A 26,020-nucleotide genomic window follows, 5' to 3' on the forward strand; every position below is an offset into this window, starting at 1 on the left:
CGTGACGATCTCGTCGGGCTTGTGTCGCTTGTTGGCCATTGTGGTCCTCCTTCATGGTCAAAACCATACTTCAAGGTGGACCCGTTCAATGGGGGTGGATCAATCGCCAGTAACTTTGGTAACGTTGGTAACGTTGATTGAAAAGTCATTGTAATTCAATGACTTGTCGATGTTACCGCCTTTGGCATTGTCCGTAACGTTACCGCCGATGTTACCACCACCAGAAACGGTAAGCCCTTGATTTTCATGCGCTTTAGCGGGAACGTTACCGACGTTACTAATGTTACTGGGGGTGTCAGGATGTCTGTATCGGCCACGGTCCTCGCGGACGATGTCACCCGCCTTGGCCATGTCGAACAGACGCTTGCGGATCGTTCCATTCGGTAGGCCCAAGATCGCTGCGAGGTCGCTAGGCGACATCGGCTCACCGGCGTCCAGCAGGGCGTCCAGAACAGCCTGCCGTTCACCGGAGACACGCAGCTTGCTCGCATCGCCCTTCAGGGTCCAGAGCCCGTCTGAGAAGTCGAGAGCAGATTCCTTCTCGTCCACGTCGCGCCCGCGAACGTACAGCGTCGTGCCGTTTCCATTTCGGTCCAGCACCAAGGTCGTATCCGCGCAGGCTGAGAGCCCGTTCGATCCAGATAGGCTTTCTAGCGGATCGTCCGCTCCCCCCTTCCTGGTGTGGTGAAGGCCAAGTACGGCGATACCGTGTTCCGTGGCCCAGCGTTGAAGGGGAGACCAGGCTGTATAATCTTGTTCGTAGGCATTGCGGGTGGATCGTCCGGGAGGCTTGATCCGTTGCAATACGTCGATCACAACAAGGCGCGGGTTCGGCACAGACAGCCGCCAGTCGTCCAGCGCCTCGATGAGCCCCTTGTCGAGCGGGATCGTCTCCGTCGCGAACTCGAGCCGCGACAAGTCAGGCCTTGTCCGTGGATCGGGATACAGCGTTTCGATACGCCGCTGGACACGCCTTTCACCGTTCTCAAGGTCGAGGTACAGAACATCTCCAACGTCGACCCTAATTGCGCCCATAGCCATGCCGCCAGTGGCGACCGCGAGCGCAACGTCGAGCGCAAGCCATGTTTTCCCGAGTTTCTGGCGACCGGCCAAGACAGAGAAGCCTTCGGGCAGGTAGTCGGGAACTATCCACCGGATGGGGTCGAACTGCTTGGCCATCAGGTCGTTCGTGTTTATGCGCCGGAACCTAGGGGTGTTGCGGCGGCGGCGTTCGTATTCCTCGAGCGGGATAATTTGATCAATCATGCCGCCGCCCTTTCTTCCGAGAACACGTATACCTGCGGCATCGGAGGCCTCATGTATCGTCTGAATTGATGTGTGAGCTCCTCCTGGACAGCAATCCGCGGTGCATGGCGCAGGCGGTCGAACGTCAGGCCCCATTCGATGATGACGATGCCGTCACGCTTATGCTGTAGCCACGTGAGCGGGTCGGGGAAGACGTTTAAGGTGCCGTCGAAAGAATATGTCGCCGCGTCGGTGATCGCCGCTTCTCCGAGCGCGAAAGCGCGCCCATTCCACGACGCAAGCTCTCCGGTGCGCGGTTGCCAGAACACGACATCCTCGGTTTCATGGAAGGCCACGAATGAATGGCCGTCTGCTCTTGGCTCGAAACGACCATCCACAGCCTTGCGGCCTCTGGCGCACCGTAGTGGGAGCAGCGGAAGGATGGTTTCTTCCGCAACTCCGTTGTCTAGCAGCCAGTCAATTTGCTGCGGCGTTGCAGCTTGAAGGTCAACATTTGTCGGGAGAGGCAGGAAGGTGCTCAACGGCAGACCTCCGTCTAATCGCCGCCCATATCTCCCCCTGTGGCCAGCGTGAACAGGAACCGAGTTTGAGAGGCCGTGGCAAACGGCCCCGCTGAATTTCGCGGTAAAGCGTCGGCACGCTGATGCGCAGCATGGCGGCCACTTCTTTCGCTGTCAGGAGAAGATCGACCGCCGTCATTGGACGCCCCCATCACACGGCCAGCCTTCCACCTCAAAATGATCGCGGTTCGGATGAAGCAACCGGAACAGCCGCCCGTGAATTTCGCCAATCGCCTGCATTTCTTTTTGCGCTATGAACGCCACGCGCCAGACAGCCGATCTGTCGTCGTCAAGTGTCTCGGCGAGCATCATAAGCGCGCGCAACAAGTCGTCCACGGTGCCGATGTGGTCCTCCAGGTCCCCGACCAGGCCGAACGGGTCAGAAGCGATCACGGCGCTCATTGCTCACCCCCATTCACACCCATCTCGAACGCGTCGTGAACGGGGCCGAGCAGGACGCGGACTGACCGGATGCAATCAGTGAGCGCTGCCGCCAAGTTTGGGCTATGCTGATCGATCAAACGGTCGGCGGCCAGCTCGCAGAGCTCCAGCATCATATTGGCGCGATACGAGCACTCAATAATGTCCTCACGGGTCATCGCGCGGAAGTCGAGCTGCCGGGCAAAGCCAAACGGCGCTGAGGTACTTGCACTTGGTGCGCCTGGAGATGTATTGTTCAGCATCGTCAGGTTACCTATCTAGTTAGCATTGGGTTAGTGACCTTCAGGGCTCGGTTGGTGCTGCAACACCTCCGGGCCTTTTGTTTGCGATCTCTCATGCGGCCTGCCCAACTCTTGATTTCAGGCCCAGCCTCTCCGCTAGCGGTGCCACAGGCACCATGATGCGACCTCCAACTTTGACCGTCGGTATGTCGCCGTTTTTCGCCGCCTCGTACGCGGCATTCCTAGCCAAACCAAAGAACAATCGCCCCGCCTCGGGGACAGAGATCGTTGGCTTTGAAAGCGCTTTGTCCAATGTCATGGTATCTGATCCTCAAATCGTGCATATCATGCGCACGATTGATTTATTTGCACAGAATTTTCGGGGTTGCAACTGTTTTGTGTGCACTATATGCATTTATCCTGAAGGGAGATCGCACATGGCGAGGCCAAAGTTGGGAGACAGTGAAACCGAACGTCTCCACATAAAGATTACAGCCGACGAGATTCAGAGAATCGATGATTGGCGGTATGCCAATCGAGTCCCCTCACGGTCTGACGCCGTGCGGCGTTTGGTTCACGTAGGTTTGCTGACCGCCCAGGCGCTCCCGGAAATCATTGCGAAATGCGCCATCGGGTTAGATCGATTGGCGAAAGCAATTGATAGGCCGCAGGAGATCAAGCAGCGCCAATCTAGTCTTGATTCCGCAGACTTCCACCGCCTTGTGGCGTCGGAGCTATATGATGAGATAAACTACAGCTTCAATGAATGCCTGGACGGGTACGAAGAGCTAATGAGGTTAGTGGCGGCGATCGGTCCGCTGATGGTCAACATGCCATACGAAGAAGCACAAGAGCTTTCCCAGTCCATTTCCGTGGATTCTGATGGCGCGGGCTCAAGAGCTATACGTGAAATGCTTGAACCACGACGAAAAATTTGGAACGAGCATATCAGGAAGCTTTATCCGCCAGACAACCTAGACGGGGAAAGTTAACTGTGGTCTCCGACGCTGGTTAACAACGCAGCCCAGGCTTCCATGATCTGCCTGCGTTGCTCCAAGTAGTCCGTCCGCCGATATGCGCGCTCGACCGCTCCTCCGACTTTGTGCCCCAGCACCGTCTCCGCAATTTCATATGGCGTGTTAGTACATTCCGCTATCCAGTCCCGCAACGAAGAGCGGAAGCCATGCGGGCGGTATTCCAGCCCTAGCCGACGCATGTACATGGAAAGGGTCATGTCGGAGATGACGCCCCGGCGGACGTTGGGACAAAGATAGCCAGCTCGCGCATGCCTGCGGGCCTGCTCAATCACCTTGAGGGCCTCTGACGACAGAGGCACTCGAAACTCAGTCGTTGCGTCCCTGCGCCCCTTCACGAGCTCCGGCGGGATGGTCCAGATGTCGCCGTCGATTTGGTCTTCGCGGATGTGTCGCAAGGGCGCAGACCTCACGCCGGTGAGGATTAGCAGGCGCAAGGCAAGGTGCGTTACGGAGCCATCATTTAGAGATTGATAAAACTTCGGAACGTCGCGCCAGGGCATGGCGGGGATATTCGTTTTCTTCGCCCGTGGCTTGCCCAGGAGAGCGCGAGCCTTTTCAGCGGCTTGCAAGTCAACGTCGAGGCCGAGGGCGGCAGCATGGCGAAACACGATGCCAAGCCGGTTTAGGGCCTTCCGGGCTGTCTCTGCTTTCGTGTGCCAGACGGGAGCGAGAACTTCCCTGATGTCCTTCTGGTCTATCTCAGCGACAGGAACTTTACCTAGCTTGGGAAGAATGTGCAGTTCAAGCGGCGAAAACCATCGGCCAGCCTTGCCGTCGCCTTTCAGTTCAGCCTTGCGCGACTCGAACGCATCAACCGCCACCTCTTCCAGCAGGTGTATGTTGCGGGCTTCTTCCCGGCGCTGCTTCTCCCGTTCCTTGATTGGATCCTTGTCAGCGTGAACGGCCTTGCGAAGATCGCCAGCCAGATCCCGCGCTTCCTTGAGCGAAATGACGGAGTAGCTTCCCAACCCCATCTCCCGCCGCCTGCCATGGATCGTAAAACGAAAAACCCATTGCGCTCCGGTCTCCCGCTTGTACAACCATAGACCAGCACCGTCGGAGTGCTTGCCCGGAGGAAGAGCCGCAATGCCCTTCACCGTCAGCTTATTCATCAATCCCACACTCGGAAATCCCCCTCTTTCCATCCCCCTTCTTGTCCCCCTTTTCCCGTGCGCTACGGGGACTCTTGGAGAAACATACCGAAATAGAACGAAACGTGAAGATTGAACAACATCAAGGGCTTTGATACAACTGGAAAAACATAGAAAACCACAGCAATATCAATTATTTGCGGACCGGAGGCACCATCTCATTCCAAGTCCGCTTATTCCTCGGCATTTTGCAGCGGAACTGATCCGAGACACCCCTTGGTTCCCGTGCCCGTGCTGCAACATGTCCTGCGGATGGACGGAAACCCCCGGCCACTGGCCGTTGCTGGCCAACGCTCCCGAATCCGGCCTCGGAGGGCTTGCCGTGGGTCCCTGCCGTGCGGCGGCGTTCGGTGACGGGTCGGGCTGGGATAGGCGCAGTTCTCGCCACCCGGGCACGGTCGATCAAATTCCAACGGAGGAAGACCCCCACAAGCTGTGATCCGTCCGCAACAGCTCCGTCTTCTTATGCCAAGTGGGGTTTCGGTGTGAGACGATTTTTGTTATCCAACTAAGAACAGTTGTCTTGGGAGGGGCATCATGAAGCGAGTTGTTTCCGCCGCATTGCTGTCAGCTTTCTTGACCGGGTCCGCTCTCGCGGCCGATACGGTGGTCAACCATGACCAGGCACCGGAGCTCCGGTACGGGGAGACCCGGGCCTTTTCTGTCTCATTGCCGTGCGCTGCGATGAAGCGGGGGAAAGACCTGTTCGGGCACAACGCTTGAAACAATGATCCCTTCAACGAAGATCAATTACTAACCCGAAGAGCCTCGTGGGAAAGCACGATCGGCGGGCGCCGAGAGCCTGTCCGGTCACACTCGTCCAAAGTGATCCGGTCACACCTTCCTTGATCTTGATAATGACGGCGCGCTCGACGCGACGGTAACGGTGTGCCCGAGGCGACTGCCCGACACCTGATTTACCGGGCTGGTCCAACCCAAAAACGCACCCCGCCGCCTGCGGCAATTCGGACAGGCAGCTCTTGCAAAATTTGATCTGCATCAGAGCGGGGAAATGGGGCGTATTCGTATATGGCTAATGCAGCGGCCCCCACCCATTAGCTCCAACCCTCGTCAGTGGGGTAGTCGCTGCACTAACTCCATTACTTTACATTCTGCAGCCGGACTCTGCAACCGGGTTCGCCTTCCAGATGGTGACAGGTTTGGGAGTGACTGAAGCGTTTCGGGTTTTCTCGACGGCGCTACGGCCGCACCGGGCGACGCTCTCGCAGACCGTACCATCGATTGGCCCTGGGTGAAACGGAGAGCAATCAGCCGCCCCTCCTAAATCCCATGAAATCCCCGAACCGTTTCATCACTTTCCGAGCAGCCGCCGGAGCCACCTGCCTATACCTTTCACCCGCGTGCGCGTGTGCCGGTAGAGAGCGAGCTGCGTTTCCGCCTGGCGTGCGGCCCGATCGCTGTCGGGGGTGAGGCCCACCACGAAGGTGCCGATGGTGCATCGCTCGCTCCACAGGCGTGACATCACAGGATGGTTCGCTTCTGCGCAGGAATCGCTTTCCGTGATGTTCGGATCCTCCAGATGATTCCTGGTCACCTCCGCCAGCAGTAGCGTTCCCGGAGAATGGTGCGCGAGAGTTTCGTCGAAGGCGGTCTTCCAGGTGTAGGCGACCCCTGAAGCGATGAGCACGATCAGCACCGCGATCGGCCGCCCGTCGAGCGTCAGCATGTGCACCCGGCATTGGTCGCGCTGCGCAAGGAGCTGGGTTGCTTCGCGGGCGAAAGCCGCGTGCATCCGGTCGACGCGCATGGCAGTGCCAGCCCGTCCTTTCCATCCGGCGACCTCCAGAGACAGGAAGGCTTCCACACCTTCCGCCACGTCGTCGGGGTTGCGGGCGATCTTGTATTCCAGCCGGCCGAGACCTTCCAGCTGGCGCTTCTGCCGGCGCAACTCGCGGAAATGATGTGGCTTCAGGTTCTTCCGCAGATAGCTGTCCCCGTCGAGGCCGCTCCGCAGGTACGGACGCTCCACCTGGCCGGACACGATGAGCGGGAGGCTACGGGCCTCGGCTACCGCATGCAGGGCGGCGGCGAACGGGCCGTCGGTTCGCGTGTCGGGGAATACGAACACCTTCGGCAGCTTCAGGCTGGGCTGCGCCAGCATCCGGAAGAAATCCTCGAGCACGCCCACGGGATCGTCATGATCCACCAGCGGTGTGCCGAGCGGCCCGAACGGGTTGGACCAGGTGCGCATCACCGGGACGGCCACCGGAACCGGAAGATTTTCGACGGTGAACGGAACGAGCAGCCGCAGTCGGCTCCGCTCCCGCGTCTCGTCGCGAATCACGGCGAGCCGCATGTCCCGGTCGTCGAGCCGCGGCATGGCCGGGGCGAGAAAGCGCGGACTGAAGAACACATTGGGCTCGATCGCCCGCGCGCCGAGATGGTCGAGTTCATCGAGCAGGCCGAAACCGGCCGACCGCGGATAGATGGCGAGCCGCCGCGTCGGACCGGCAGGAAGCGCCTGGACGAGGCGCTCCAGGTCGTCTGGTTTGAGTGCGGAGACAAGTTCCTGCGGCAGCGGGCCTGAACCGGCGCTGCCCGACACCTCCACCAAAGGTGCGGCCATGAATTATCCCCCGTGAACTCCGGCAACTCCTATCGCAGAAGTTCTAATAGCAGGTTTGCGGCAACGCGATCCTTTTGGAAGCCAACAAAGTGAAAAGGCCTCTCACATTTTCGAGAGGCCTTTTCCTTCGCTCTTTTATTCCGCCACGAAAGCGCCGTGGCAATGCTTGTATTTCTTGCCCGATCCGCAGGGGCAGGGCTCGTTGCGGCCCACGCGGCCCCACGTGGACGGATCGTTCGGATCCCTTTCGGTGGCGGTGGCGGGCGCTGCAGCCAGGGTAAGCAGACTGCCGCTCGCATCGTCCTCCCCGGTGGCGGGGTCGATGTGGTGGGCCTCCATCTGCTGCGGCACCTGCGGCGGCGGCGTCTCGCGCACCAGCTCGACGCGGGCGAGCTGCGCCGTGACGGCCTCGCGCAGGTTGTGCAGCATGGCCTGGAACAGCTCGAAAGCCTCGCTCTTGTACTCGTTGAGCGGGTCGCGCTGCGCATAGCCGCGGAAGCCGATCACCGAGCGCAGGTGGTCGAGGTTGACCAGGTGCTCGCGCCACAGCATGTCGAGCGTCTGCAGCAGGATCGACTTCTCCACGTAGCGCATGATGTCCGACCCGAAGCGCTCGGCCTTCTCGGCAAAGGCCCTGTCGGACGCCTCGATGATGCGCGCGCGGATGTCATCCTCCGCAATGCCCTCTTCCTGCGCCCACTCTTCGATGGGCAGGTCCAGGTTGAGGACGCGCTGTACGGCCTCGCGCAGTCCCTTCACATCCCACTGCTCTGCATAGGCGTGCTCGGGAATGTGCTTGGCCACCAGGTCGTAGATGACGTCATGGCGCATCTCGGTGACGGTATCGGAGACGTTCTCCCCGTCCATCAGCTCGAGGCGCTGCTCGAAGACGACCTTGCGCTGGTCGTTCATGACGTCGTCGAACTTGAGCAGGTTCTTGCGGATGTCGAAGTTGCGGGCTTCGACCTTCTTCTGCGCCTTTTCCAGAGCCTTGTTGATCCAGGGATGGATGATGGCTTCGCCCTCCTTGAGGCCGAGCTTCTGCAGCATTCCGTCCATGCGGTCGGAGCCGAAGATGCGCATCAGGTCGTCCTGCAGCGACAGGAAGAACTTGGAGCGGCCCGGGTCGCCCTGGCGGCCGGAGCGGCCGCGCAACTGGTTGTCGATGCGACGGCTCTCATGGCGCTCGGTGGCGAGCACGTAGAGACCGCCGGCGGCAAGCGCCTTTTCCTTGAGGCGCTGGACGTCTTCGCGGATGGCCTTCTCGCGCGCCTCGCGCTCCGGTCCGGGCGGCATGTCCCCGAGCTCCTCGGCAATCCGCATCTCGGCGTTGCCGCCGAGTTGGATGTCGGTGCCGCGGCCGGCCATGTTGGTGGCGATCGTGATGGCGCCGGGACGTCCGGCCTGCGCCACGATCGCGGCTTCGCGCTCGTGGTGGCGGGCGTTCAGAACCTCGAAGTCGGTGAAGCCTTCCTTGCGCAGCAGGCTGGCGAGGTACTCGGACTTCTCGATGGAGGTGGTGCCGACGAGGATTGGCTGGCCGCGCTCGCGCGCCGCCTTGATCTCCTTGATGATGGCCCGGTACTTCTCTTCGGCCGTGCGGTAGACCTCGTCGTCCTCGTCGATGCGCTGAACCGGCAGATTGGTCGGGATCTCGACCACGTCCAGGCCATAGATGTTGGCGAACTCCTCCGCTTCCGTGGAGGCCGTGCCGGTCATGCCGGCCAGCTTCTCGTACATGCGGAAGTAGTTCTGGAAGGTGATGGACGCCAGCGTCTGGTTTTCCGGCTGGATCTTGACGTGTTCCTTGGCCTCGAGCGCCTGGTGCAGGCCGTCCGAATAGCGGCGGCCCGGCATCATGCGGCCGGTGAACTCGTCGATGATCACCACCTCGCCGTTGCGAACGATGTAGTCGCGGTCGCGCTGAAACAGGTGATGCGCCTTCAGCGCGTTGTTGAGGTGGTGGACGATGGCGACGTTCTCGACGTCATAGAGGGATTCGCCCTTGAAGAGCTTCGCCTCGCGCAGCAGCTGCTCGACCTTCTCCGTGCCCTTTTCGGTGAAGGTGGCGGTGCGCTGCTTCTCGTCGACCTCGTAATCATCCTTGTCGAGCTTGAGGATGAAGGCGTCGATCGTGTTGTAGAGATCCGAACGGTCCTCTAGCGGGCCGGAGATGATGAGCGGCGTGCGCGCCTCGTCGATCAGGATCGAGTCGACCTCGTCGACGATCGCGTAGGCATGGCCGCGCTGCACCATCTGCGCGCGGTCATATTTCATGTTGTCGCGCAGATAGTCGAAGCCGAGCTCGTTGTTGGTGGCATAGGTGATGTCGCAGGCATAGGCGGCGCGCCGTTCCTCATCCGAAAGTCCGTGGACGATGACGCCCGTGGACAGGCCCAGGAAACCGTAGACCTGGCTCATCCAGCCGGCATCGCGCTTGGCCAGATAGTCGTTCACCGTGACGACGTGAACGCCCTTGCCAGTCAGTGCGTTGAGATAGGTGGGCAGTGTTGCGACCAGCGTCTTGCCTTCGCCGGTCTTCATCTCGGCGATGGCGCCCTCGTGCAGGACCATGCCGCCGATGAGCTGCACGTCGAACGGACGCAGGCCGATGGTACGGCGTGCGGCTTCCCTGACCACGGCAAAGGCAGGGACAAGCAGGTCCTCGAGCGATGCGCCGTTCGCGAGCTTCTCGCGGAATTCCTGTGTCTTGCCCCGCAGGGCCTCATCCGAGAGCGCCTGGATCTCGGGTTCGAGGGCATTGATCGCTTCGACCCGGGACCTGTAGCCGCGTACGCGGCGTTCGTTTGCGGAGCCAAAAATCTTGCGGACGAGGCCGCCAAAACTGACCATCAGATGGTCCTCTCAATTCGTCTTTCGGACAATGGGATGCCGTATGATTGCGCCAGTTTCAAGCTATGCCTGAAGTATGACGGGCCCGCGTCGCGCGAAAAGGACTTCTGGACGCTGGGTTGAAGGACAGATAAGAGGGGCATCCAGCGATGTCAACTTCGGGGAAAGTGGGGGGTCACCGCAAATTCCGCCATATTTCTTGCGCGGTGTGGGGCATCTCGCCTTTTTCGATCGTGCCGTACTCGATCCTTACCAAACGGAGAAACTTTCTCATGCTTAGATCCGTGCGCAAAACTCTCGCAGCCTCGATCGGCCTGGCACTGATGGCGGGCGTGATGGGCAGCCAGCCAGCCGCCGCGCAGGAGGACAAGGTCCTTGCCACCGTCAACGGCCACCAGATCACCGAAGCTGACCTCAAGCTGGCTGAACAGCAGCTCGGTCCGCAGTTTGCACGCCTTCCGGAGGCCGATCGCCGTGTCGCCCTTCTGTCCGCGCTCATCGACCTCAACCTTTTTGCCGAAGCGGCGGCGGAGCAGAAGATCGACGAGACGGACGAGTTCAAGAAGCAGCAGGAGTTTCTGAAGAATCAGGCCCTCCACAGCGCCTACATCGACAAGAACGTGATCGAGCCGATCACCGAGGAGGAAGTGCGCGCCCGCTACGACGAAGAAGTGGCCAAGCTCACCATGCCGGAGGAAGTCCATGCCCGGCACATCCTCGTCGAGACGGAGGATGAGGCGAAGGAAATCATTGCCGAGCTCGATAAGGGCGGTAATTTCGAGGAGATCGCCAAGGCGAAGTCGAAAGACGGCGCGGCAGCCAATGGCGGCGACCTTGGCTACTTCACCAAGGGCCGCATGGTGCCGGAGTTCGAGACGGCGGCATTTGCCATCGAGCCGGGCAGCTACTCTAAGGAGCCCGTGCAGACGCAGTTCGGCTGGCACGTGATCAAGGTCGAGGACAAGCGCCAGCAGCCCGTTCCTCCGTTTGAGCAGGTCTCCGACGAGATCCGCTCGGTGATCGTGCGTGAGAAGTACGTCAATACGCTGAGGGACATCCGCGGCAAGGCTTCGGTCGAGATTCCGGATGCCGAGCTCAAGACTGCGGTTGACGAGCTGTTTGCGCAGCAGATTGGCACGGCGGACGATCAGGCCCAGTAAGGATCGCGCCGAATGCAGTGACGGGGCGGGAAGTGTAGCCGGACGGCGGCACCTCCCGCCCTTTTGTATTTCGTACACTGTTTCGCTCTTGCCTGGAGTCTTGCCATGAGGCAGAGGGGATCAGGCTCATTTACGCGGTAAGATTCATGTCCACGACCGTTTCTCCCCTTGCTCCCAAGCGTTATCCGAAGATGCCCGAGATTCCTGGCGTCCGCATCGCGACCGCCGAGGCCGGCATCAAGTACAAGGGCCGCACCGACCTGATGGTGATGGTCTTCGACGAAGGCACCGAAGTGGCCGGCGTCTTCACGCGCTCGAAGTGTCCCTCGGCCCCGGTTGATTTCTGCCGCCAGAACCTTCCCGGCGGAAAGGCCCGCGTGCTGGTGGTCAACTCCGGCAATGCCAATGCCTTTACCGGCAAGAAGGGCCGCGAGGCGACCGCGCTGGAGGCGAAGGCGGCGGCAGCTGCCGCCGGCTGCAAGGAGAACGAGGTGTTCCTCGCCTCCACCGGCGTGATCGGTGAACCGCTCGCCGCCGACAAGTTCTCGCATCTTCTGGGCGATCTGGTGAAGCGGGCCGAGCCCGGCGCCTGGAAGGAAGCCGCCCAGGCCATCATGACCACCGACACCTATCCCAAGTACCTGACCGCCAAGGCGGATCTGGGCGGCGTCGAGATCACGATCAACGGCATCGCCAAGGGCGCCGGCATGATCGCGCCGGACATGGCGACGATGCTTTCCTTCGTGGCGACCGACGCGCCGATTGCCGCGCCCGTACTGCAGGACATGCTGTCGAAGGGCACGGCCAAGACCTTCAACGCGGTGACGGTCGACAGCGATACCTCCACCAGCGACACGCTGCTGCTGTTCGCCACCGGCAAGGCGGCCGAACGCGGCGCGCCGCGCATCACCGACCCGAAGGATCCGCGCCTTGGCGCGTTCCGCCGCGCGTTGAACCGTATTCTGAAGCAGCTGGCGCTGCAGGTGGTGCGCGACGGCGAGGGCGCCCGCAAGATGATCGAGGTGAATGTCACCGGCGCGAAGGCCGCCCGCTCCGCCAAGCGCATCGCGCTCTCCATCGCCAATTCTCCGCTGGTGAAGACTGCCGTAGCGGGTGAGGACGCCAACTGGGGCCGCGTCGTGATGGCCGTCGGCAAGGCCGGCGAGCCGGCCGACCGTGATCTTCTGACCATCTGGTTCGGCGAGCATCGCGTTGCGCATCAGGGCGAGCGCGATCCGGATTACTCCGAGGAGGCGGTGTCGGCGTACATGAAGCGCGACGACATTGTCATCACGGTTGACCTTGGTCTCGGCCGCGGCAAGGCGACGGTCTGGACCTGCGACCTGACCAAGGAATACGTGGCCATCAACGGCGACTACCGGAGCTGACGCGCATGGCGGGGGCTGGGCTGGCCAATCTGGCGGATGTCAGGCGCATCGAGGCGGCGGGCTTCCGCGCCTGGCCGGCTGCCGCCGTACACTATGACGGCACCTGGATGGTTCGCCTGACGGCCGGCCATCCTTCCGGCCGCCTGAATTCCATCAACCCGATGGACCCGCATGACTGTCACCGCCTGGATGAGCGGATCGAGCGTCTTTCCCGCTATTTTCGTGAGAATGGCCGCACGCCCGCTTTCCGCCTGACGCCCCTGTCGGCGCCGCAGATCGCCGCCCGGCTCGACGAGTTGGGCTGGGTGAGCCGCAAGCAGACGACCGTGATGCGTTTGCCCCTTGGGAATGACGCCCTGGCAGGGGCTGATGACGTGACACCGGTGGAAGAGGTCGAGCGCTACGTCGAGGCTTCGGTGTTCACCCACGGCAATCCGCCCGAGATCAAGCCGGGCTTGCGCCGGGTGGTGGAATCGATAAGGGCCGATCGCGGCTTCTTCGTCCTGGAGCAGGACGGCAAGCCGGCGACCAGTCTTCTCTGCGTTCGCGATGGTGATGTGGTCGGCCTCTTCGACATTGCGACGGCGGAATTCGCGCGCGGCCGGGGCAATGCCCGCCGCCTGATCCCGGCCGCCCTCAAATGGGCCTTTACGCGCGGCGCGCGCCAGGCGTACCTTCAGGTGGAGGATGCCAATCCCGCGAAGGAGCTCTACCGCTCCCTCGGCTTTACCGATGGATACGCTTACGTCTACCGCGAACCGCAGGATTGACCATGATGGACACTTCGAGCCCCAAACCGATCCTGCTGGTCGCCGCCTGTGCGCTCGTGGATGCGGACAACCGTGTCCTGCTGTCCCAGCGCCCTGAGGGCAAGGCTCTGGCTGGTCTGTGGGAGTTCCCGGGCGGCAAGGTCGAGCCCGGCGAGACGCCGGAGGAAACGCTGGTCCGCGAGCTGCGCGAGGAGCTTGGCATTGAGACGAAGGTGCCATGCCTTGCGCCGCTCACCTTCGCGAGCCATGCCTACGAGACCTTCCACCTGTTGATGCCGCTCTATGTCTGCCGCCGCTTCGAGGGTATCCCGATGCCGCGCGAGGGACAGGTTCTCAAGTGGGTGGCTCCGCGCAACATGCGCGACTACCCCATGCCGCCGGCCGACGAACCTCTGATCCCGTTCCTGATCGACCTCCTCTGACCACGCCTGACCGGCCCCGTGGTGAGCCGTCGAACCATGCGCCGTCACATCATGAGCCCGTCGAGCCTGCGACCGGTCCAATCCCTCCGGTCGCTCGTGCTGGCAGACCGTCTTTCCCGCGGTCCCGCCCGGCCGATTTAACCCTTCTTAACGTTAATCGCCCCATTAAACTTTCCTTTAGCGGCCGGTGAGAGCCTGTGCGTGAGGGCGCATGGGGCGTTCTTTTGAGGGACCGGTCCGGTGCTGTCGAAGCAAGATCTGAAGGGGACATTCAGGCGAAGCTGGCTATCCAACGCGGGCGTTGGCGTGTTGCGCGTACTCCTGCTGTTTGGGTCCGCGGCGGTCGCCCTGTCGCTGACACTGGCACCGGACAGTGAACGGCGCGTGGTGCGACAGGCGCTTTTCGAGCCGGGCATTGATCACTTCCTGACCGGGGCGATCGGCGGTCCTGCTGTGGATCAACAGAGAAGCGTCTTACGGTCTTCGCTGGAGTCTGAATGTATCATCAGCCGGGACGGGTCAAAGCGAGGAAGATGCTGAAGGGGCGGCGATGAGGGGCGAGTCTTTCCTGAAGGACCAGCGCGGCGCGACAGCCGTGGAATACGCATTGATTGTAAGCGTGCTGGTGCTGGCGATCGTGACGGGTCTGGCAGAGCTGGGTTTCCTGACCTCGCTCTTTTTCTCCAACAGGGAATTGCAGTCAGCCCTTGCCGGCGAATAGGCCGGGAAGGACGCTGTGTCGGGGACGGTTTCCTGAAGGCGCCGCCGGCGCCTTCGGCAAAATGGTCTATTTCTTCTGCTTGTCGAGTTCGTCGAGCACGTTGGCGAGCGAAACGGCCGCGCTGCCGGGCTTGAGAGGCTTCTGCTGGCTTTCGTGCGGCGCCCAGCCGGACATCCAGATGATGTTGAACGTTGCCCGGACGCGCCCGTCCGGGTCCGAGAACCGATCCTGGTAGATCTCCGCCGCCCGCAGGAACAGCTTGCGTGAAGCCGGTTTCCGGCTTCGCTCCACAAGCGCGCTTGTCGCGCCCATGGCTCTGAGGTCGCGCATCAGGTCGAACATCGTGTTGTATCGCACGGGCATCGTCTCGACGTCCGTGACCGGCAGCGAAAAACCCGCGCGCTGCAGCAGACCGCCCGCATCGCGCACGTCTGCGAACGGATAGACGCGCGGGGAGGCTCCGCCCGTAAGCTCCGCCTCGGCTTCCAGAAGCGACTGCCTGAGTTCCTGCAGCGTGCTGCCGCCCGCCATCGCGCCGAGAAACAGCCCGTCGGGCTTCAGCACCCGCCGGATCTGCACGAGCAGCCCCGGCAGGTCGTTGACCTCGTGCATCGTGAGCAGGGACACCGCAAGGTCGATGCTTTCCGGCTCCAGCGGCACGATCTCCGGCTCCGCCAGCACGCCCTCGAATTCATCGTCGCCGAGCAGCCGCTGGTCAGCCTCGACGCGCAGTACCGTCGCCGCCTTGCCGCTGGCGGCCACCACCCGCGCGGCATCGGGAGTCAACGAGAAGATCGCCGCCGCCCGCTCGAACCGGCGTTCGACCGTGGACAGGCGCTCCCCCAGGTCTTCCGCCATGCGCTGCATGAGGAAGTCGGCTCCCGCCGGGCCCTGCGTCAGGGCACGGAGCTTGCGGGCAATGAGAAGCTGCGGGTCGAAGATGATGTCCATGGTCACTCCAATGCTTCCCGCGCAATGGCACAAATCTGCTATGATGCAAAGGTGGGGAGCATGACGCGGGGGGCAAGATGCACATAGGCGGGGTGATGCGCCAGCTTTGCGAGTGGCCGGCGAGGATTCTGTTCCCGCCCACCTGCCTCGGTTGCCGCAACATCGTGGAACAGCCCGGAACGCTCTGCCCCGACTGCTGGCCGCAAGTGCGTTTCATTGAACGGCCCTGGTGCGAGGTGATGGGCACGCCTTTTGCCCACGACATGGGGGAGGGCATGCTGTCGGCGGAAGCCATCGCCGATCCGCCGCCGTTTGTCCGGGCCCGCTCGGCAGTGCTCTATCAGGGTGTTCCGCAACGCATGGCGCGCGCGCTCAAGTTTGGCGACCGGACCGACCTCGCGCCATGGATGGCGCGCTGGATGGTCCGCGCCGGAGCGGAGCTGATCGCGGACGCCGACGCGATTGTGCCGGTACCCCTGCACCGCTACCGGTTTCTGAGCCGCCGTTTCAACCAGTCGGCCGAGCTCTCCCGGGCGATCGCCCGCCAGACCGGGCTGCCGCATCTTCCCGGCGTGCTGGTGCGCCGCAAGGCGACGCGTCCGCAGGTTGGACTGACGGCCCCAGAGCGCCGTGCGAACCTGGACGGTGTGTTCACCGTCCCCGAGCGTTGCCTTCCGCTCGTGAGGGACAGAAGGCTCATTCTCGTGGACGATGTCTATACCACTGGCACAACGGTAAAGGCCGCCACCCGGGTGTTGCTGCGGGCTGGCGCGGCGGCGGTGGATGTGCTCACCTTCGCCCGCGTCCTGCCGGAGGACTTTGCTATCGCCAGCAGGGAGCATATATAAGCCGCACAAGAAGATGCGGAAAAATAAATGCCAAATGTAACGATCTATACGCGCCTGGGCTGCGGTTACTGCACCCGTGCGAAGCGCTTGCTCGATGAAAAGGGCGTTGAGTATACGGAGTATGATGCGAGCTTCTCACCGGAGCTGCGGGCCGAAATGATCCAGCGCGCTAACGGCAGATCAACCTTCCCTCAGATATTCATAGGCGACTATCATGTCGGGGGATGCGACGACCTTCATGCCCTGGAAAAGGAAGGGCGCCTCGACGAGCTTCTTTTCGGAGATGCCTGAATGACATCTTTTCGCGTAGCAGCCCTGCAGATGCGCAGCGGCACCGATCCGCAGGCCAACCTGACCGCCTTCGAGGCGCTTGTCCGCGAAGCGGCCGGAAGCGGGGCTGTCTATGTCCAGAGCCCGGAGATGACCGGAGTGCTGGTCCGTGGCAGGGAGGCGCTGATGGAGCGCATTACCACCGCCGACAAGGACCCGCTCGTCCGCAGGGCTTCTGAACTCGCGCGTGAACTGTCCGTCTTCATTCACATAGGCTCGACGGCCGTTCTCCTGGAGGATGGACGGGTCGCCAACCGGGCCTTCCTGTTCGGGGCTGAAGGCGAGCTGATCGCTACCTACGACAAGATCCACATGTTCGATGTCGATCTCGACAATGGCGAGAGCTGGCGCGAGTCGGCAACTTATGCGCCCGGCGACCGGGCGGTCGTGGCGCAGCTGCCCTTCATGAACCTTGGGCTGGCGATCTGCTACGACGTTCGCTTCCCGCAGCTGTTCCGCGCCCAGGCGCTTGCCGGCGCCGATGTGCTGGCCATCCCGGCCGCCTTCACCCGCCAGACGGGCGAGGCCCACTGGCATGTGTTGCAACGCGCGCGCGCCATCGAGAACGGCGCCTGGGTCATTGCTGCCGCGCAGGGTGGCAGGCATGAGGACGGTCGCGAGACCTATGGCCACACGCTGATCGTCGATCCCTGGGGCCGGATTGTCGCCGACGCAGGAAACGACGAGCCAGGCATCGTTGTGGCCGAGATCGATGTATCGGCCTCGGCTGACGCCCGCCGCAAGATTCCGAACCTGAAGAACGCAAGGGATTTCATTCCGCCGTCTCCCGTTGGAGCGGAGGTGATGGCATGATCAAGTACAATCTGAACTGCAGTAACGGTCACGAATTCGAGGCCTGGTTCCGCAGCGCCGATGACTTCGATCAGCAAAAGCAGCGCAAGCTGGTTTCGTGCCCCCAGTGCGGCACCAATGACGTGAACAAGGCGCTGATGGCGCCGGCCGTTTCCACCTCGCGCAAGAAGCAGCAGGTGGCGCTGGCCATGTCCAACGAGCAGAAGCAGTTCCTGGAGCAACTGCGGGCATTCACGCGCCAGGTGCGCGAGAATGCCGAATATGTCGGCCCGCGCTTCGCCGAGGAGGCGCGCAAGATCCATTTCGGTGAGACGGAAGTGCGGGGCATCTACGGCGAAGCCACGCTGGACGAAGCCCGCTCGCTGGCCGAAGACGGCATCGACTTCATGCCCCTGCCGATCCTTCCCGAAGACAGGAACTGAGATCTCCATTCCGCTGGGCTTGTTGCCGCGCTCCCGCATCCTCTGCCGTTGGGATACCCGGCGGGGTATGGTTTTCCGGGCGCAGCCCAGGTCCGGCCAGCAGCGGCAGCGGGAGCCCTTGATTACTCCCCTGACTGCGGCTTTTCCGCCAGCACCATGTAGTTGACGTCCATGTCGCGGGAGCGCTGCCAGCGGTCGGCGAGCGGGTTGTAGGTCACGCCCGTCCTGTCCTTGATGGTGAGGCCGTTGGCCATGAGAGCGCCTTCAAGCTCCTCGGGGCGCACCAGCTTGCGGTAGTCGTGGGTTCCGCGCGGCAGCCAGCGCAGGATGTATTCCGCACCGATGATGGCGAGCCCCCACGCCTTCAGCGTGCGGTTGATCGTCGCGACGAACATCAGCCCGCCAGGCTTCAGCATTTCCGCGCACTTGGCGATGAAGAGGTCCACGTCCGAAACGTGCTCGACCACCTCCATGTTGAGAATGACGTCGAACCGCTCGCCCTGATCGGCGAGCGCCTCCGCGGTCTCGGCCCGGTAGTCGATGGCAAGGCCGCTTTCAGCCGCGTGGAGCTTGGCGACCTCGATGTTGGTGGCCGAAGCGTCGGCGCCCACGACGCTGGCGCCCAGCCGCGCCATCGGCTCGGACAGAAGGCCGCCGCCGCAGCCGATGTCCAGGAAGCGCAGTCCCTGGAAGGGCCGCACGCCATTGGGGTCGCGCCCGAAATGGGCGGCGACATGGTCACGGATATAGGCCAGCCGCACCGGGTTGAACTTGTGGAGGGGCTTGAACTTGCCGCTCGGGTTCCACCACTCCTGCGCGATGCGCGAAAAGCGCTCGACTTCGGCGCTGTCGATTGTCGTAGGCTGGCTGTCCTGCATTGCTCATCTCCTGCACTTGTCTGGAAGTCGGGCGTGACGAATGTATTGTCAAGCCTCAGCATCGCTTGCGGAATACATCACCATTGGATATTTGAAGCGCGCCGCTATCTGGCGGAGACAGGTTCAGGAGAGCCTTGGGCTCGTTAATTGCGAGGGCACATCTAGGATCATGGCGCGCATTGTAATGAAGTTCGGCGGAACCTCCGTCGCTGACCTCTCCCGTATCTTTCGCGTTGCGCGCCACGTCAAACGCGAGGTGGATGCGGGCCACCAGGTTGCCGTGGTTGTCTCCGCCATGGCCGGCAGGACTAATGAGCTTGTCGGCTGGGTGCAGGAAATGCCGAAGGCCTGCGGTTCCCAGTCGCCTTTTTACGATGCTCGCGAGTATGACACGGTTGTCGCTTCCGGCGAGCAGGTGACGAGCGGTTTGCTGGCGATTGCGCTGCAGTCCATCGGCGTTGATGCCCGTTCCTGGCAAGGGTGGCAGATCCCGATCCGCACGGATGGCGCGCATGGCGCCGCCCGTATTCTCGACATCGACGGCAGCGAGATTATCCGCCGCATGGAGATGGGGCAGGTGGCCGTCGTGGCCGGCTTCCAGGGGCTTGCTCCGGACAACCGCATCGCTACGCTGGGCCGCGGTGGTTCCGACACCTCGGCCGTGGCGCTGGCCGCCGCCGTGAAGGCGGACCGCTGCGACATCTACACCGACGTGGACGGCGTCTACACGACCGACCCGCGCATCGAGCCGAAGGCGCGCCGCTTGGCGAAGGTGTCCTTCGAGGAAATGCTGGAAATGGCCTCGCTCGGCGCGAAGGTGCTGCAGGTTCGCTCGGTCGAGCTGGCGATGGCCCACAAGGTCCGCACCTTTGTGAGGTCCTCTTTTGAAGAACCGGACGCGCCCGGCATGGGGGATTTCCTGAACCCGCCCGGCACACTCATTTGCGACGAGGAAGAAATCGTGGAACAGCAGGTTGTCACCGGCATCGCCTTTGCCAAGGATGAAGCTCAGATCTCCCTACGCCGTGTCGCTGACAGGCCGGGAGTTTCCGCGGGCATTTTCGGTCCGCTGGCCGAAGGCAACATCAACGTCGACATGATCGTCCAGAACGTCTCCGAGGACGGCAAGTTCACCGACATCACCTTCACGGTTCCCTCGGGCGACATGCAGAAGGCGGTGGCCATCCTCGAGGGCGTGCGCGACACGGTCGGCTTCGACACGATCCAGTCCGAGACGGGCCTTGCCAAGGTTTCGGTGATCGGCATGGGCATGCGCACCAACGCGGGCGTTGCAGCCACGGCCTTCAAGGCGATGGCGGAGAAGGGCATCAACATCCGCGCCATCACCACGTCGGAGATCAAGATCTCCATTCTGATCGATGCGCCTTACGCGGAGCTGGCGGTCAGGACTTTGCATTCTGCCTACGGGCTGGATAAACAATAAGCCGACGCGGAGCTATAGTGCTTCGCGCGTCGCCTCCGGCGGACGACGAACGACGAAGCTTTGGAGCATGATCCATGCCTGATTCTGCAGGCGGCCCCCGTCTATTGCTGAAGCGGCTCCGCGAGCTGATGGCGGAGCCTGCTGAACCGCAGGAGCGGCTGAACCGCCTCGTCAGGGAGATCGCCCGGAATTTCGTCGCGGAAGTCTGCTCGCTCTATGTGCTGCGGGCGGACTCGGTCCTCGAGCTCTACGCCACCGAAGGTCTGAACCCCACCTCGGTTCACCAGGCCCAGCTTCGTCTGGGCGAAGGTCTGGTGGGTACGATCGCGGCAAGCGCCCGCCCGCTCAACCTCGCCGATGCGCAGAAGCATCCGGCCTTCGCCTACCTGCCGGAGACGGGCGAGGAAATCTACCATTCCTTTCTCGGCGTACCCGTCCTGAGGGCAGGCCGCACGCTCGGCGTTCTCGTCGTTCAGAACCGAACCCAGCGTCATTACAGCGAGGACGAGGTCGACGTTCTCGAGACCGTCGCGATGGTTGTCGCCGAGATGATCGCGAGCGGCGACCTGGTGCGTCTGGCCCGCCCCGGCATCGAGCTCGATCTGCGCCGTCCCGTTCATCTGCGGGGCCATTCCTTCAATGATGGCATTGGCCTCGGCCACGTCGTCCTGCACGAGCCGCGCATCCTGGTTGAGGATCTGTTCGCCGAGGACATCGAGCATGAGAAGGAGCGTCTGGAGCAGGCGCTGAGCTCGTTGCGCCTGTCCATCGACAACATGCTCTCGCGCCGCGACGTCGCCTTCGAGGGCGAGCACAGGGCGGTCCTCGAGGCCTATCGCATGTTCGCCAACGACCGCGGCTGGGTGCGCCGCCTGGAGGAGGCGATCCAGAACGGCCTGACTGCGGAGGCCGCGGTCGAGAAGGTGCAGAGCGACATGCGCGCGCGCATGATGCACATGACTGACCCCTACCTGCGCGAGCGCATGAGCGACTTTGACGATCTGGCGAACCGTCTGCTGCGCCAGCTGATGGGTCGCGGACCCGACGCGCTGTCGGAGATCATGCCGCGCAACGCCATTCTGGTGGCGCGCAACATGGGAGCGGCCGAGCTTCTGGATTATCCGCGCGACCGCCTGCGTGGCCTCGTTCTGGAAGAGGGCGCGCCGACCAGCCACATCGTCATCGTGGCCCGCGCCATCGGCCTGCCTACCGTTGGCCAGGTCAAGGGGGTGGTCTCGCTCGCCGAGAATGGCGATTCGATCATCGTCGATGGCGAGGATGGCCAGGTCCACCTGCGGCCGCCTGCAGACATCGAAACCGCCTATGCCGAGAAGGTGCGCTTCCGCGCCCGCCGGCAGAAGCTTTACCGGGAGTTGCGCGACAAGCCGTCGGTTACCAAGGATGGCGTCCCGGTTGAGCTGCTTATGAATGCGGGCCTTGCGGTCGACCTGCCGCAGCTGGCCCAGTCGGGTGCGTCCGGCATTGGCCTCTTCCGCACCGAGCTGCAGTTCATGGTGGCGCTGACCTTCCCGCGCGTCGAGGCTCAGGAGCGGCTCTATCGCGAGGTTCTGGATGCGGCCGAGGGGCGGCCGGTCACCTTCCGTACCCTGGATATCGGCGGCGACAAGGTTCTTCCCTATTTCAACGTCACGCATCAGGAGGAGAACCCGGCCTTAGGCTGGCGTGCCATCCGCCTGACGCTTGATCGTCCGGCGCTGCTGCGCACGCAGGTGCGCGCCCTGCTCAAGGCCGCCGGCGGCCGCGAGCTCAAGTTCATGCTGCCCATGGTGACGGAGATCAGCGAGATCCATCAGGCTCGCCAGATCGTCGATCGCGAGGTGCGACACCTCTCGCGCTTTGCCTATCATCTCCCGACCAGTCTGAAGATCGGCGCCATGATCGAAGTTCCCTCGCTTCTCTGGCAGCTTGACGAGCTGATGGAAGCGGTGGATTTCGTCTCCGTCGGCTCGAACGACCTGTTCCAGTTCGTCACGGCGACGGACCGCGGTAACACCCGCGTTTCCGACCGATTCGATCCGATCAGCGTGCCGTTCCTGCGTCTGCTGCGGCAGATCGTTAAGGCGGGCGAAAAGCACAATACGCCGGTGACGATTTGCGGCGAGCTTGCAAGCAAGCCGATCTCCGCCATGGCTCTGCTGGCGGTCGGGTTCCGTTCCGTGTCGATGTCGGCTTCGTCCATCGGTCCGGTCAAGGCGATGGTCCGCGAGCTGCCGCTGCAGGAACTTGCCGAATGGATGGACGAGGCGCTTGCAAGCCACTGCGCGAAGACCGATATCCGTGCGGGCCTGATCGAATTTGCCAGGAAGCACGATATCCCGCTCTGAAAAGATAACACTGGGCTTTGCTTATGATTGAACTGCCACGTGATCGTATGGATCAGGTGCTGAAGCGTTTCGAGCTGATCGAAACGCAGATGGCCGCGGGTCCGTCTCCGGAAGAATACGTGAAGCTTGCGTCGGAATACGCCGAGCTTCAGGAGATCGCGGGCAAGATCAGGGCTTTGCGCAAGGCCGAGGCGGAACAGGAAGATTTGGAGGCCATGCTCGCCGACAAGAGCCTGGACCGCGAGATGCGGGAACTCGTGGAGGCCGACCGCAAGGATGTCGAGCATCGCATCGAGACTCTGCACCAGGAGCTGCAGCTTCTGCTCCTGCCGAAGGACGCCGCCGACGAGAGAAACGCGATTCTCGAGATCCGCGCGGGCACCGGTGGCGATGAAGCCGCGCTTTTCGCGGGCGATCTGTTCCGCATGTACGAGCGCTACGCCTCTCAGCAGGGCTGGAAGGTGGAGGTCGTCTCCGCGAGCGAAGGCGATGCCGGTGGCTACAAGGAAATCGTCGCTTCCGTCTCGGGTCGCGGCGTTTTCGCCAAGCTGAAGTTCGAGTCGGGCGTGCACCGCGTCCAGCGCGTGCCGGAGACGGAGGCCCAGGGCCGCATCCATACGTCGGCGGCCACCGTGGCCGTTCTGCCGGAGGCTGAGGAGGTGGACGTGGAAATCCGCCCCGAGGACATCCGCATCGACACCATGAGAGCCTCCGGCGCTGGTGGCCAGCACGTCAACACCACCGACTCGGCGGTGCGAATCACCCACTTGCCGACCGGCATCGTGGTCGTTCAGGCCGAGAAATCGCAGCATCAGAACCGCGCCCGGGCGATGCAGATCCTGCGCGCGCGTCTTTATGACGCACAGCGCCAGAAGGCGGCCGAGGAGCGGTCCGAGCTGCGCCGCCTGCAGGTCGGCACGGGCGACCGCTCCGAGCGAATCCGCACCTACAACTTCCCCCAGGGGCGCGTGACGGATCACCGGATCAACCTGACACTCTACAAGCTCGACCGCGTCATGGAGGGCGAGCTGGACGAATTGATCAACGCGCTGATCGCTGATCACCAGACCAAGCTCCTGGCGGCCCAGAATAGCGAAAACTGACGATGGCGGAGCCGCTTGGCGCCCTGCTTGCTGCGACCCGGCAGGCGTTTCAGCAGGCCGGCATTGCCGAGGCGGCACTGGAAGCGCGCATTCTGGTCGAGCACTTCACCGGGACCGAGCGCAAGGATGCGATCGTCAATCCCGATCGCCTGATCGGCGATGCGGAGGTGGCGGCCCTGCGGGCCGCTGTGGCCCGGCGGCTTGCAGGCGAACCGGTGTTCCGCATCATTGGCGAACGGGAGTTCTACGGGCTGCGCCTGCGCCTGTCGCCCGAAACGCTGGACCCCAGGCCGGACACCGAAACGCTTGTCGACCTTGCGCTGCCCCACGCCAGGGCCTGTATTGCCCGCACGGGCTCATGCCGGATTCTTGATCTTGGCACGGGAACTGGAGCCATTGCTCTTGCGTTGTTGAGCGTACTTCCGGAAGCAACGGCGCTGGGCGTCGATATTTCGGCGGATGCCCTTGCAACCGCCAGGGCAAATGCCGATATCAATGGATGTGGAGCGCGGTTTTCGACCCTCCAGTCGGACTGGTCGAAGGCGGTCGAAGGAAAGTTCGACCTTCTAGTTTCCAACCCGCCCTACATACCGACGAATGACGTGCAGTCCCTGGACCGCTCCGTGCGCGAGTTCGATCCCCGGTGCGCTCTGGATGGTGGTCAGGATGGGTTGGAGTTCTATCGCCTGACGGCGGACGACGGCCCGAGGCTCCTGAATCGAGAAGGAGTGATTGCCGTCGAGATCGGATTTGACCAGAAACAGAGCGTTGCCGACATATTTTCGGCTAGGGGATTTGTACTGACTGACAGTGTCCGTGATCTTGGCGGTCGTGACAGGGCCCTTGTTTTTCACTTGGCGTGAACAGCGCGGAAAAAAGACTTGGCAAGCCTGGACAATGCCGCTAGGTTCCGCGTGCCAGATGAATGAAACAGGCAGGAGCGTAAGTCCTCCGCCGCAAAACGACCGCTGAACGCAGCGCTTCGTACGGGGATCATCGGGCAAGTGAACATCAGAGAGACCACGTTCGCTCCCGCGCACGCACGCGTGGGCTTGATGGTCAGGAAGATTGTGGAACGGAAGCCAGAGCGCGCTCGAATTTCCGCTGGCAGTTTTTGAAACGAGAGTCGTCTCAAACAAAGAGAATGGTATGAGGCCACAACAACAGAATCGGCGCATTCGGGGCCGTGGCAACGGCAACAATGGCAATAACCGCAGGGGCCCGAACCCGCTGACGCGCACTTACGAGAGCAATGGCCCTGACGTGAAGATTCGCGGCACCGCCCAGCAGATCGCTGAGAAGTACACTGCCTTGGCGCGCGATGCGCAGGGCGCCGGTGACCGGGTGATGGCCGAGAACTACCTGCAGCACGCCGAGCACTACTTCCGGATCATTGCAGCTGCCCAGGCAATGCTGCAGTCGCAGCAGCCGGTTCGTGATTTCCGCGAGGAAGAGGACGATCTGGATTTCCTCGACGCGCCGGCCGGAATGGCTTCCCAGCCCCAGGCCGTGCAGCAACAGCACCATCATAATCAGCAGCAGCAGTCACAGTTGCAGTCCCATCAGCAGCCGGAGGCCCAGCAGGCCGCTCCCGTGGTGGATGACGGAACGGGTCCACAGCCCGTGATCGAAGGCATTCCGGCTGAGGTGGCGCTGAACGAGCGCCAGCAGCGTTCGGAAGGCCAGGGCCGCCGCTCTCGCGAGCGCGGCAACCTCCGCAGTGGCCAGCGGTCTGCGGCTCCGGCGCGCGAAGAGACGGCCGAAGAGCCCGCTCAGGGTTCCGCCGCGCCGGCTCCGTCCGCCGAGGCTCAAACTGCTCCGGCTGAAACCGCCGAGGCCGCTGCTGACGCTTCCGCCCAGGGTGAGGGGGAAGAGAAGCCGCTTCGCCGCACGCGCCGTCCGCGCGTCCGCAAGGCCGCCGAGGCGCAGCCTGAGGAAACCGCTTCCTGATTGCCTTTCAGAGATTCCGGGCGGACGACGAGGCCCCCGCCCGGGGCGGCTCGCCTGAGACTTGAGCCCACCATGCAGGCTGGATCTTCTTCGGGAGATCGGACTGCGCGAGATGTGTGGTTGACTTGCAATGGGGGCGCCTTCGCGAATTTCCGTTTTTTGCTCTTTCGTAAACGGCGGGCGGCGTCCGCCGTTTTTTCGTTCAAGAATCCCGTTTACCCACTCTTGTTGAAGCCGCTGACCCCTCCCATATTGGGGGCATCGGGGCTTGCCGCTCATGGTTTGACGTCAGCCAAATCATTTGGAAGCCCGTCACATTAACCTGACCAATGCTGCCTGGCGGGTTGGTTCAGAGATGG

Annotated in this window: 25 protein-coding genes; 15 read left to right on the forward strand and 10 right to left on the reverse strand. The window is 62.5% G+C overall.

The genetic code is table 11. From position 1 onward, the window contains the following. Positions 1–99 precede the first annotated feature (99 nt). From ABD906_RS11455 to ABD906_RS11475, 5 genes are read right to left on the reverse strand one after another with little or no spacing between them, the layout of a single operon-like run. Positions 100–1,266, reverse strand: a complete 1,167-nt coding sequence (locus tag ABD906_RS11455; protein WP_345099538.1) for an AAA family ATPase — start codon at positions 1,264–1,266, stop codon at positions 100–102. Continuing rightward, positions 1,263–1,787 carry a hypothetical protein gene (locus ABD906_RS11460; RefSeq protein WP_345099539.1) on the reverse strand — a complete coding sequence of 175 codons (525 nt, stop codon included), beginning with the start codon at positions 1,785–1,787 and terminating at the stop codon, positions 1,263–1,265. Before ABD906_RS11460 ends, ABD906_RS11455 begins: the two co-directional genes overlap by 4 nt. Next, positions 1,753–1,965, reverse strand: coding sequence for a helix-turn-helix transcriptional regulator (locus ABD906_RS11465; RefSeq protein ID WP_345099540.1), 213 nt, complete (start codon positions 1,963–1,965; stop codon positions 1,753–1,755). Before ABD906_RS11465 ends, ABD906_RS11460 begins: the two co-directional genes overlap by 35 nt. Beyond that, on the reverse strand, positions 1,962–2,228 hold the full coding sequence (locus ABD906_RS11470) for a hypothetical protein (RefSeq protein ID WP_345099541.1): 267 nt from the start codon (positions 2,226–2,228) through the stop codon (positions 1,962–1,964). Before ABD906_RS11470 ends, ABD906_RS11465 begins: the two co-directional genes overlap by 4 nt. Continuing rightward, on the reverse strand, positions 2,225–2,509 hold the full coding sequence (locus tag ABD906_RS11475) for a hypothetical protein (RefSeq protein WP_345099542.1): 285 nt from the start codon (positions 2,507–2,509) through the stop codon (positions 2,225–2,227). The genes ABD906_RS11470 and ABD906_RS11475 overlap by 4 nt, the downstream gene beginning before the upstream one ends. A gap of 416 nt (positions 2,510–2,925) precedes the next feature. Here ABD906_RS11475 and ABD906_RS11480 point away from each other — a divergent pair, with 416 nt between their 5' ends. Further along, positions 2,926–3,480 (forward strand): hypothetical protein, encoded by a 555-nt coding sequence (locus tag ABD906_RS11480; protein WP_345099543.1) that lies wholly within the window; start codon positions 2,926–2,928, stop codon positions 3,478–3,480. On the opposite strand, the gene ABD906_RS11485 is transcribed toward ABD906_RS11480, so the two are convergent. The 3 genes from ABD906_RS11485 to secA form a co-directional block, all read right to left on the reverse strand. After that, on the reverse strand, positions 3,477–4,637 hold the full coding sequence (locus ABD906_RS11485; RefSeq protein ID WP_378188632.1) for a tyrosine-type recombinase/integrase: 1,161 nt from the start codon (positions 4,635–4,637) through the stop codon (positions 3,477–3,479). The genes ABD906_RS11480 and ABD906_RS11485 overlap by 4 nt on opposite strands. Before the next feature lie 1,351 nt (positions 4,638–5,988). Then, on the reverse strand, positions 5,989–7,263 hold the full coding sequence (locus ABD906_RS11490; protein ID WP_345099545.1) for a GNAT family N-acetyltransferase: 1,275 nt from the start codon (positions 7,261–7,263) through the stop codon (positions 5,989–5,991). 135 nt (positions 7,264–7,398) lie between these two features. Continuing rightward, entirely contained in the window at positions 7,399–10,116 is a 2,718-nt protein-coding gene (gene secA, locus ABD906_RS11495; RefSeq protein WP_345099546.1) for a preprotein translocase subunit SecA, read from the reverse strand. A gap of 272 nt (positions 10,117–10,388) precedes the next feature. Here secA and ABD906_RS11500 point away from each other — a divergent pair, with 272 nt between their 5' ends. From ABD906_RS11500 to ABD906_RS11520, 5 genes are all read left to right on the forward strand, one after another. Then, positions 10,389–11,276: a peptidylprolyl isomerase gene (locus ABD906_RS11500; RefSeq protein ID WP_345099547.1), complete on the forward strand. Its 888-nt coding sequence runs from the start codon at positions 10,389–10,391 to the stop codon at positions 11,274–11,276. Between the two features lie 146 nt (positions 11,277–11,422). Beyond that, positions 11,423–12,664 carry a bifunctional glutamate N-acetyltransferase/amino-acid acetyltransferase ArgJ gene (gene argJ / locus ABD906_RS11505; protein ID WP_345099548.1) on the forward strand — a complete coding sequence of 414 codons (1,242 nt, stop codon included), beginning with the start codon at positions 11,423–11,425 and terminating at the stop codon, positions 12,662–12,664. Between the two features lie 5 nt (positions 12,665–12,669). Continuing rightward, entirely contained in the window at positions 12,670–13,434 is a 765-nt protein-coding gene (locus ABD906_RS11510; protein WP_345099549.1) for a GNAT family N-acetyltransferase, read from the forward strand. A 2-nt stretch (positions 13,435–13,436) separates the two neighbouring features. Beyond that, positions 13,437–13,856 carry a (deoxy)nucleoside triphosphate pyrophosphohydrolase gene (locus ABD906_RS11515; protein ID WP_345099550.1) on the forward strand — a complete coding sequence of 140 codons (420 nt, stop codon included), beginning with the start codon at positions 13,437–13,439 and terminating at the stop codon, positions 13,854–13,856. A gap of 550 nt (positions 13,857–14,406) precedes the next feature. After that, positions 14,407–14,577, forward strand: a complete 171-nt coding sequence (locus tag ABD906_RS11520; protein ID WP_345099551.1) for a Flp family type IVb pilin — start codon at positions 14,407–14,409, stop codon at positions 14,575–14,577. Between the two features lie 66 nt (positions 14,578–14,643). Here the strand turns inward: ABD906_RS11520 and ABD906_RS11525 are convergent, their stop codons facing one another. Next, on the reverse strand, positions 14,644–15,528 hold the full coding sequence (locus ABD906_RS11525) for a methyltransferase domain-containing protein (RefSeq protein ID WP_345099566.1): 885 nt from the start codon (positions 15,526–15,528) through the stop codon (positions 14,644–14,646). Between the two features lie 77 nt (positions 15,529–15,605). On the opposite strand from ABD906_RS11525, the gene ABD906_RS11530 reads away from it, so the two are divergent. From ABD906_RS11530 to ABD906_RS11545, 4 genes are read left to right on the forward strand one after another with little or no spacing between them, the layout of a single operon-like run. Further along, positions 15,606–16,376: a ComF family protein gene (locus tag ABD906_RS11530; RefSeq protein ID WP_345099552.1), complete on the forward strand. Its 771-nt coding sequence runs from the start codon at positions 15,606–15,608 to the stop codon at positions 16,374–16,376. 27 nt (positions 16,377–16,403) lie between these two features. Then, positions 16,404–16,667, forward strand: coding sequence for a glutaredoxin 3 (gene grxC / locus ABD906_RS11535; RefSeq protein WP_345099553.1), 264 nt, complete (start codon positions 16,404–16,406; stop codon positions 16,665–16,667). Continuing rightward, positions 16,668–17,519: a carbon-nitrogen hydrolase family protein gene (locus ABD906_RS11540; protein ID WP_345099554.1), complete on the forward strand. Its 852-nt coding sequence runs from the start codon at positions 16,668–16,670 to the stop codon at positions 17,517–17,519. Continuing rightward, positions 17,516–17,941, forward strand: coding sequence for a DUF1178 family protein (locus tag ABD906_RS11545; RefSeq protein ID WP_345099555.1), 426 nt, complete (start codon positions 17,516–17,518; stop codon positions 17,939–17,941). The genes ABD906_RS11540 and ABD906_RS11545 overlap by 4 nt, the downstream gene beginning before the upstream one ends. A 122-nt stretch (positions 17,942–18,063) precedes the next feature. On the opposite strand, the gene ubiG is transcribed toward ABD906_RS11545, so the two are convergent. Next, entirely contained in the window at positions 18,064–18,819 is a 756-nt protein-coding gene (gene ubiG, locus ABD906_RS11550; RefSeq protein ID WP_345099556.1) for a bifunctional 2-polyprenyl-6-hydroxyphenol methylase/3-demethylubiquinol 3-O-methyltransferase UbiG, read from the reverse strand. Positions 18,820–18,988: 169 nt separating this feature from the next. Between ubiG and ABD906_RS11555 the strand changes: the two genes are divergently transcribed. From ABD906_RS11555 to ABD906_RS11575, 5 genes are all read left to right on the forward strand, one after another. Next, entirely contained in the window at positions 18,989–20,263 is a 1,275-nt protein-coding gene (locus ABD906_RS11555) for an aspartate kinase (protein ID WP_345099557.1), read from the forward strand. 74 nt (positions 20,264–20,337) lie between these two features. Then, entirely contained in the window at positions 20,338–22,608 is a 2,271-nt protein-coding gene (ptsP, locus tag ABD906_RS11560; protein ID WP_345099558.1) for a phosphoenolpyruvate--protein phosphotransferase, read from the forward strand. Between the two features lie 23 nt (positions 22,609–22,631). Continuing rightward, positions 22,632–23,711 carry a peptide chain release factor 1 gene (prfA, locus tag ABD906_RS11565; protein ID WP_345099559.1) on the forward strand — a complete coding sequence of 360 codons (1,080 nt, stop codon included), beginning with the start codon at positions 22,632–22,634 and terminating at the stop codon, positions 23,709–23,711. A 2-nt stretch (positions 23,712–23,713) separates the two neighbouring features. Then, positions 23,714–24,574, forward strand: a complete 861-nt coding sequence (gene prmC / locus ABD906_RS11570; protein WP_345099560.1) for a peptide chain release factor N(5)-glutamine methyltransferase — start codon at positions 23,714–23,716, stop codon at positions 24,572–24,574. Between the two features lie 286 nt (positions 24,575–24,860). Beyond that, the gene (locus tag ABD906_RS11575) at positions 24,861–25,661 is read left to right on the forward strand and encodes a DUF4167 domain-containing protein (protein ID WP_345099561.1); all 801 of its coding nucleotides are present in this window, start codon (positions 24,861–24,863) and stop codon (positions 25,659–25,661) included. Positions 25,662–26,020: the final 359 nt, after the last annotated feature.

The organism is Chelativorans composti (assembly GCF_039541695.1).
Taxonomy (GTDB): Bacteria; Pseudomonadota; Alphaproteobacteria; order Rhizobiales; family Rhizobiaceae; genus Chelativorans; species Chelativorans composti.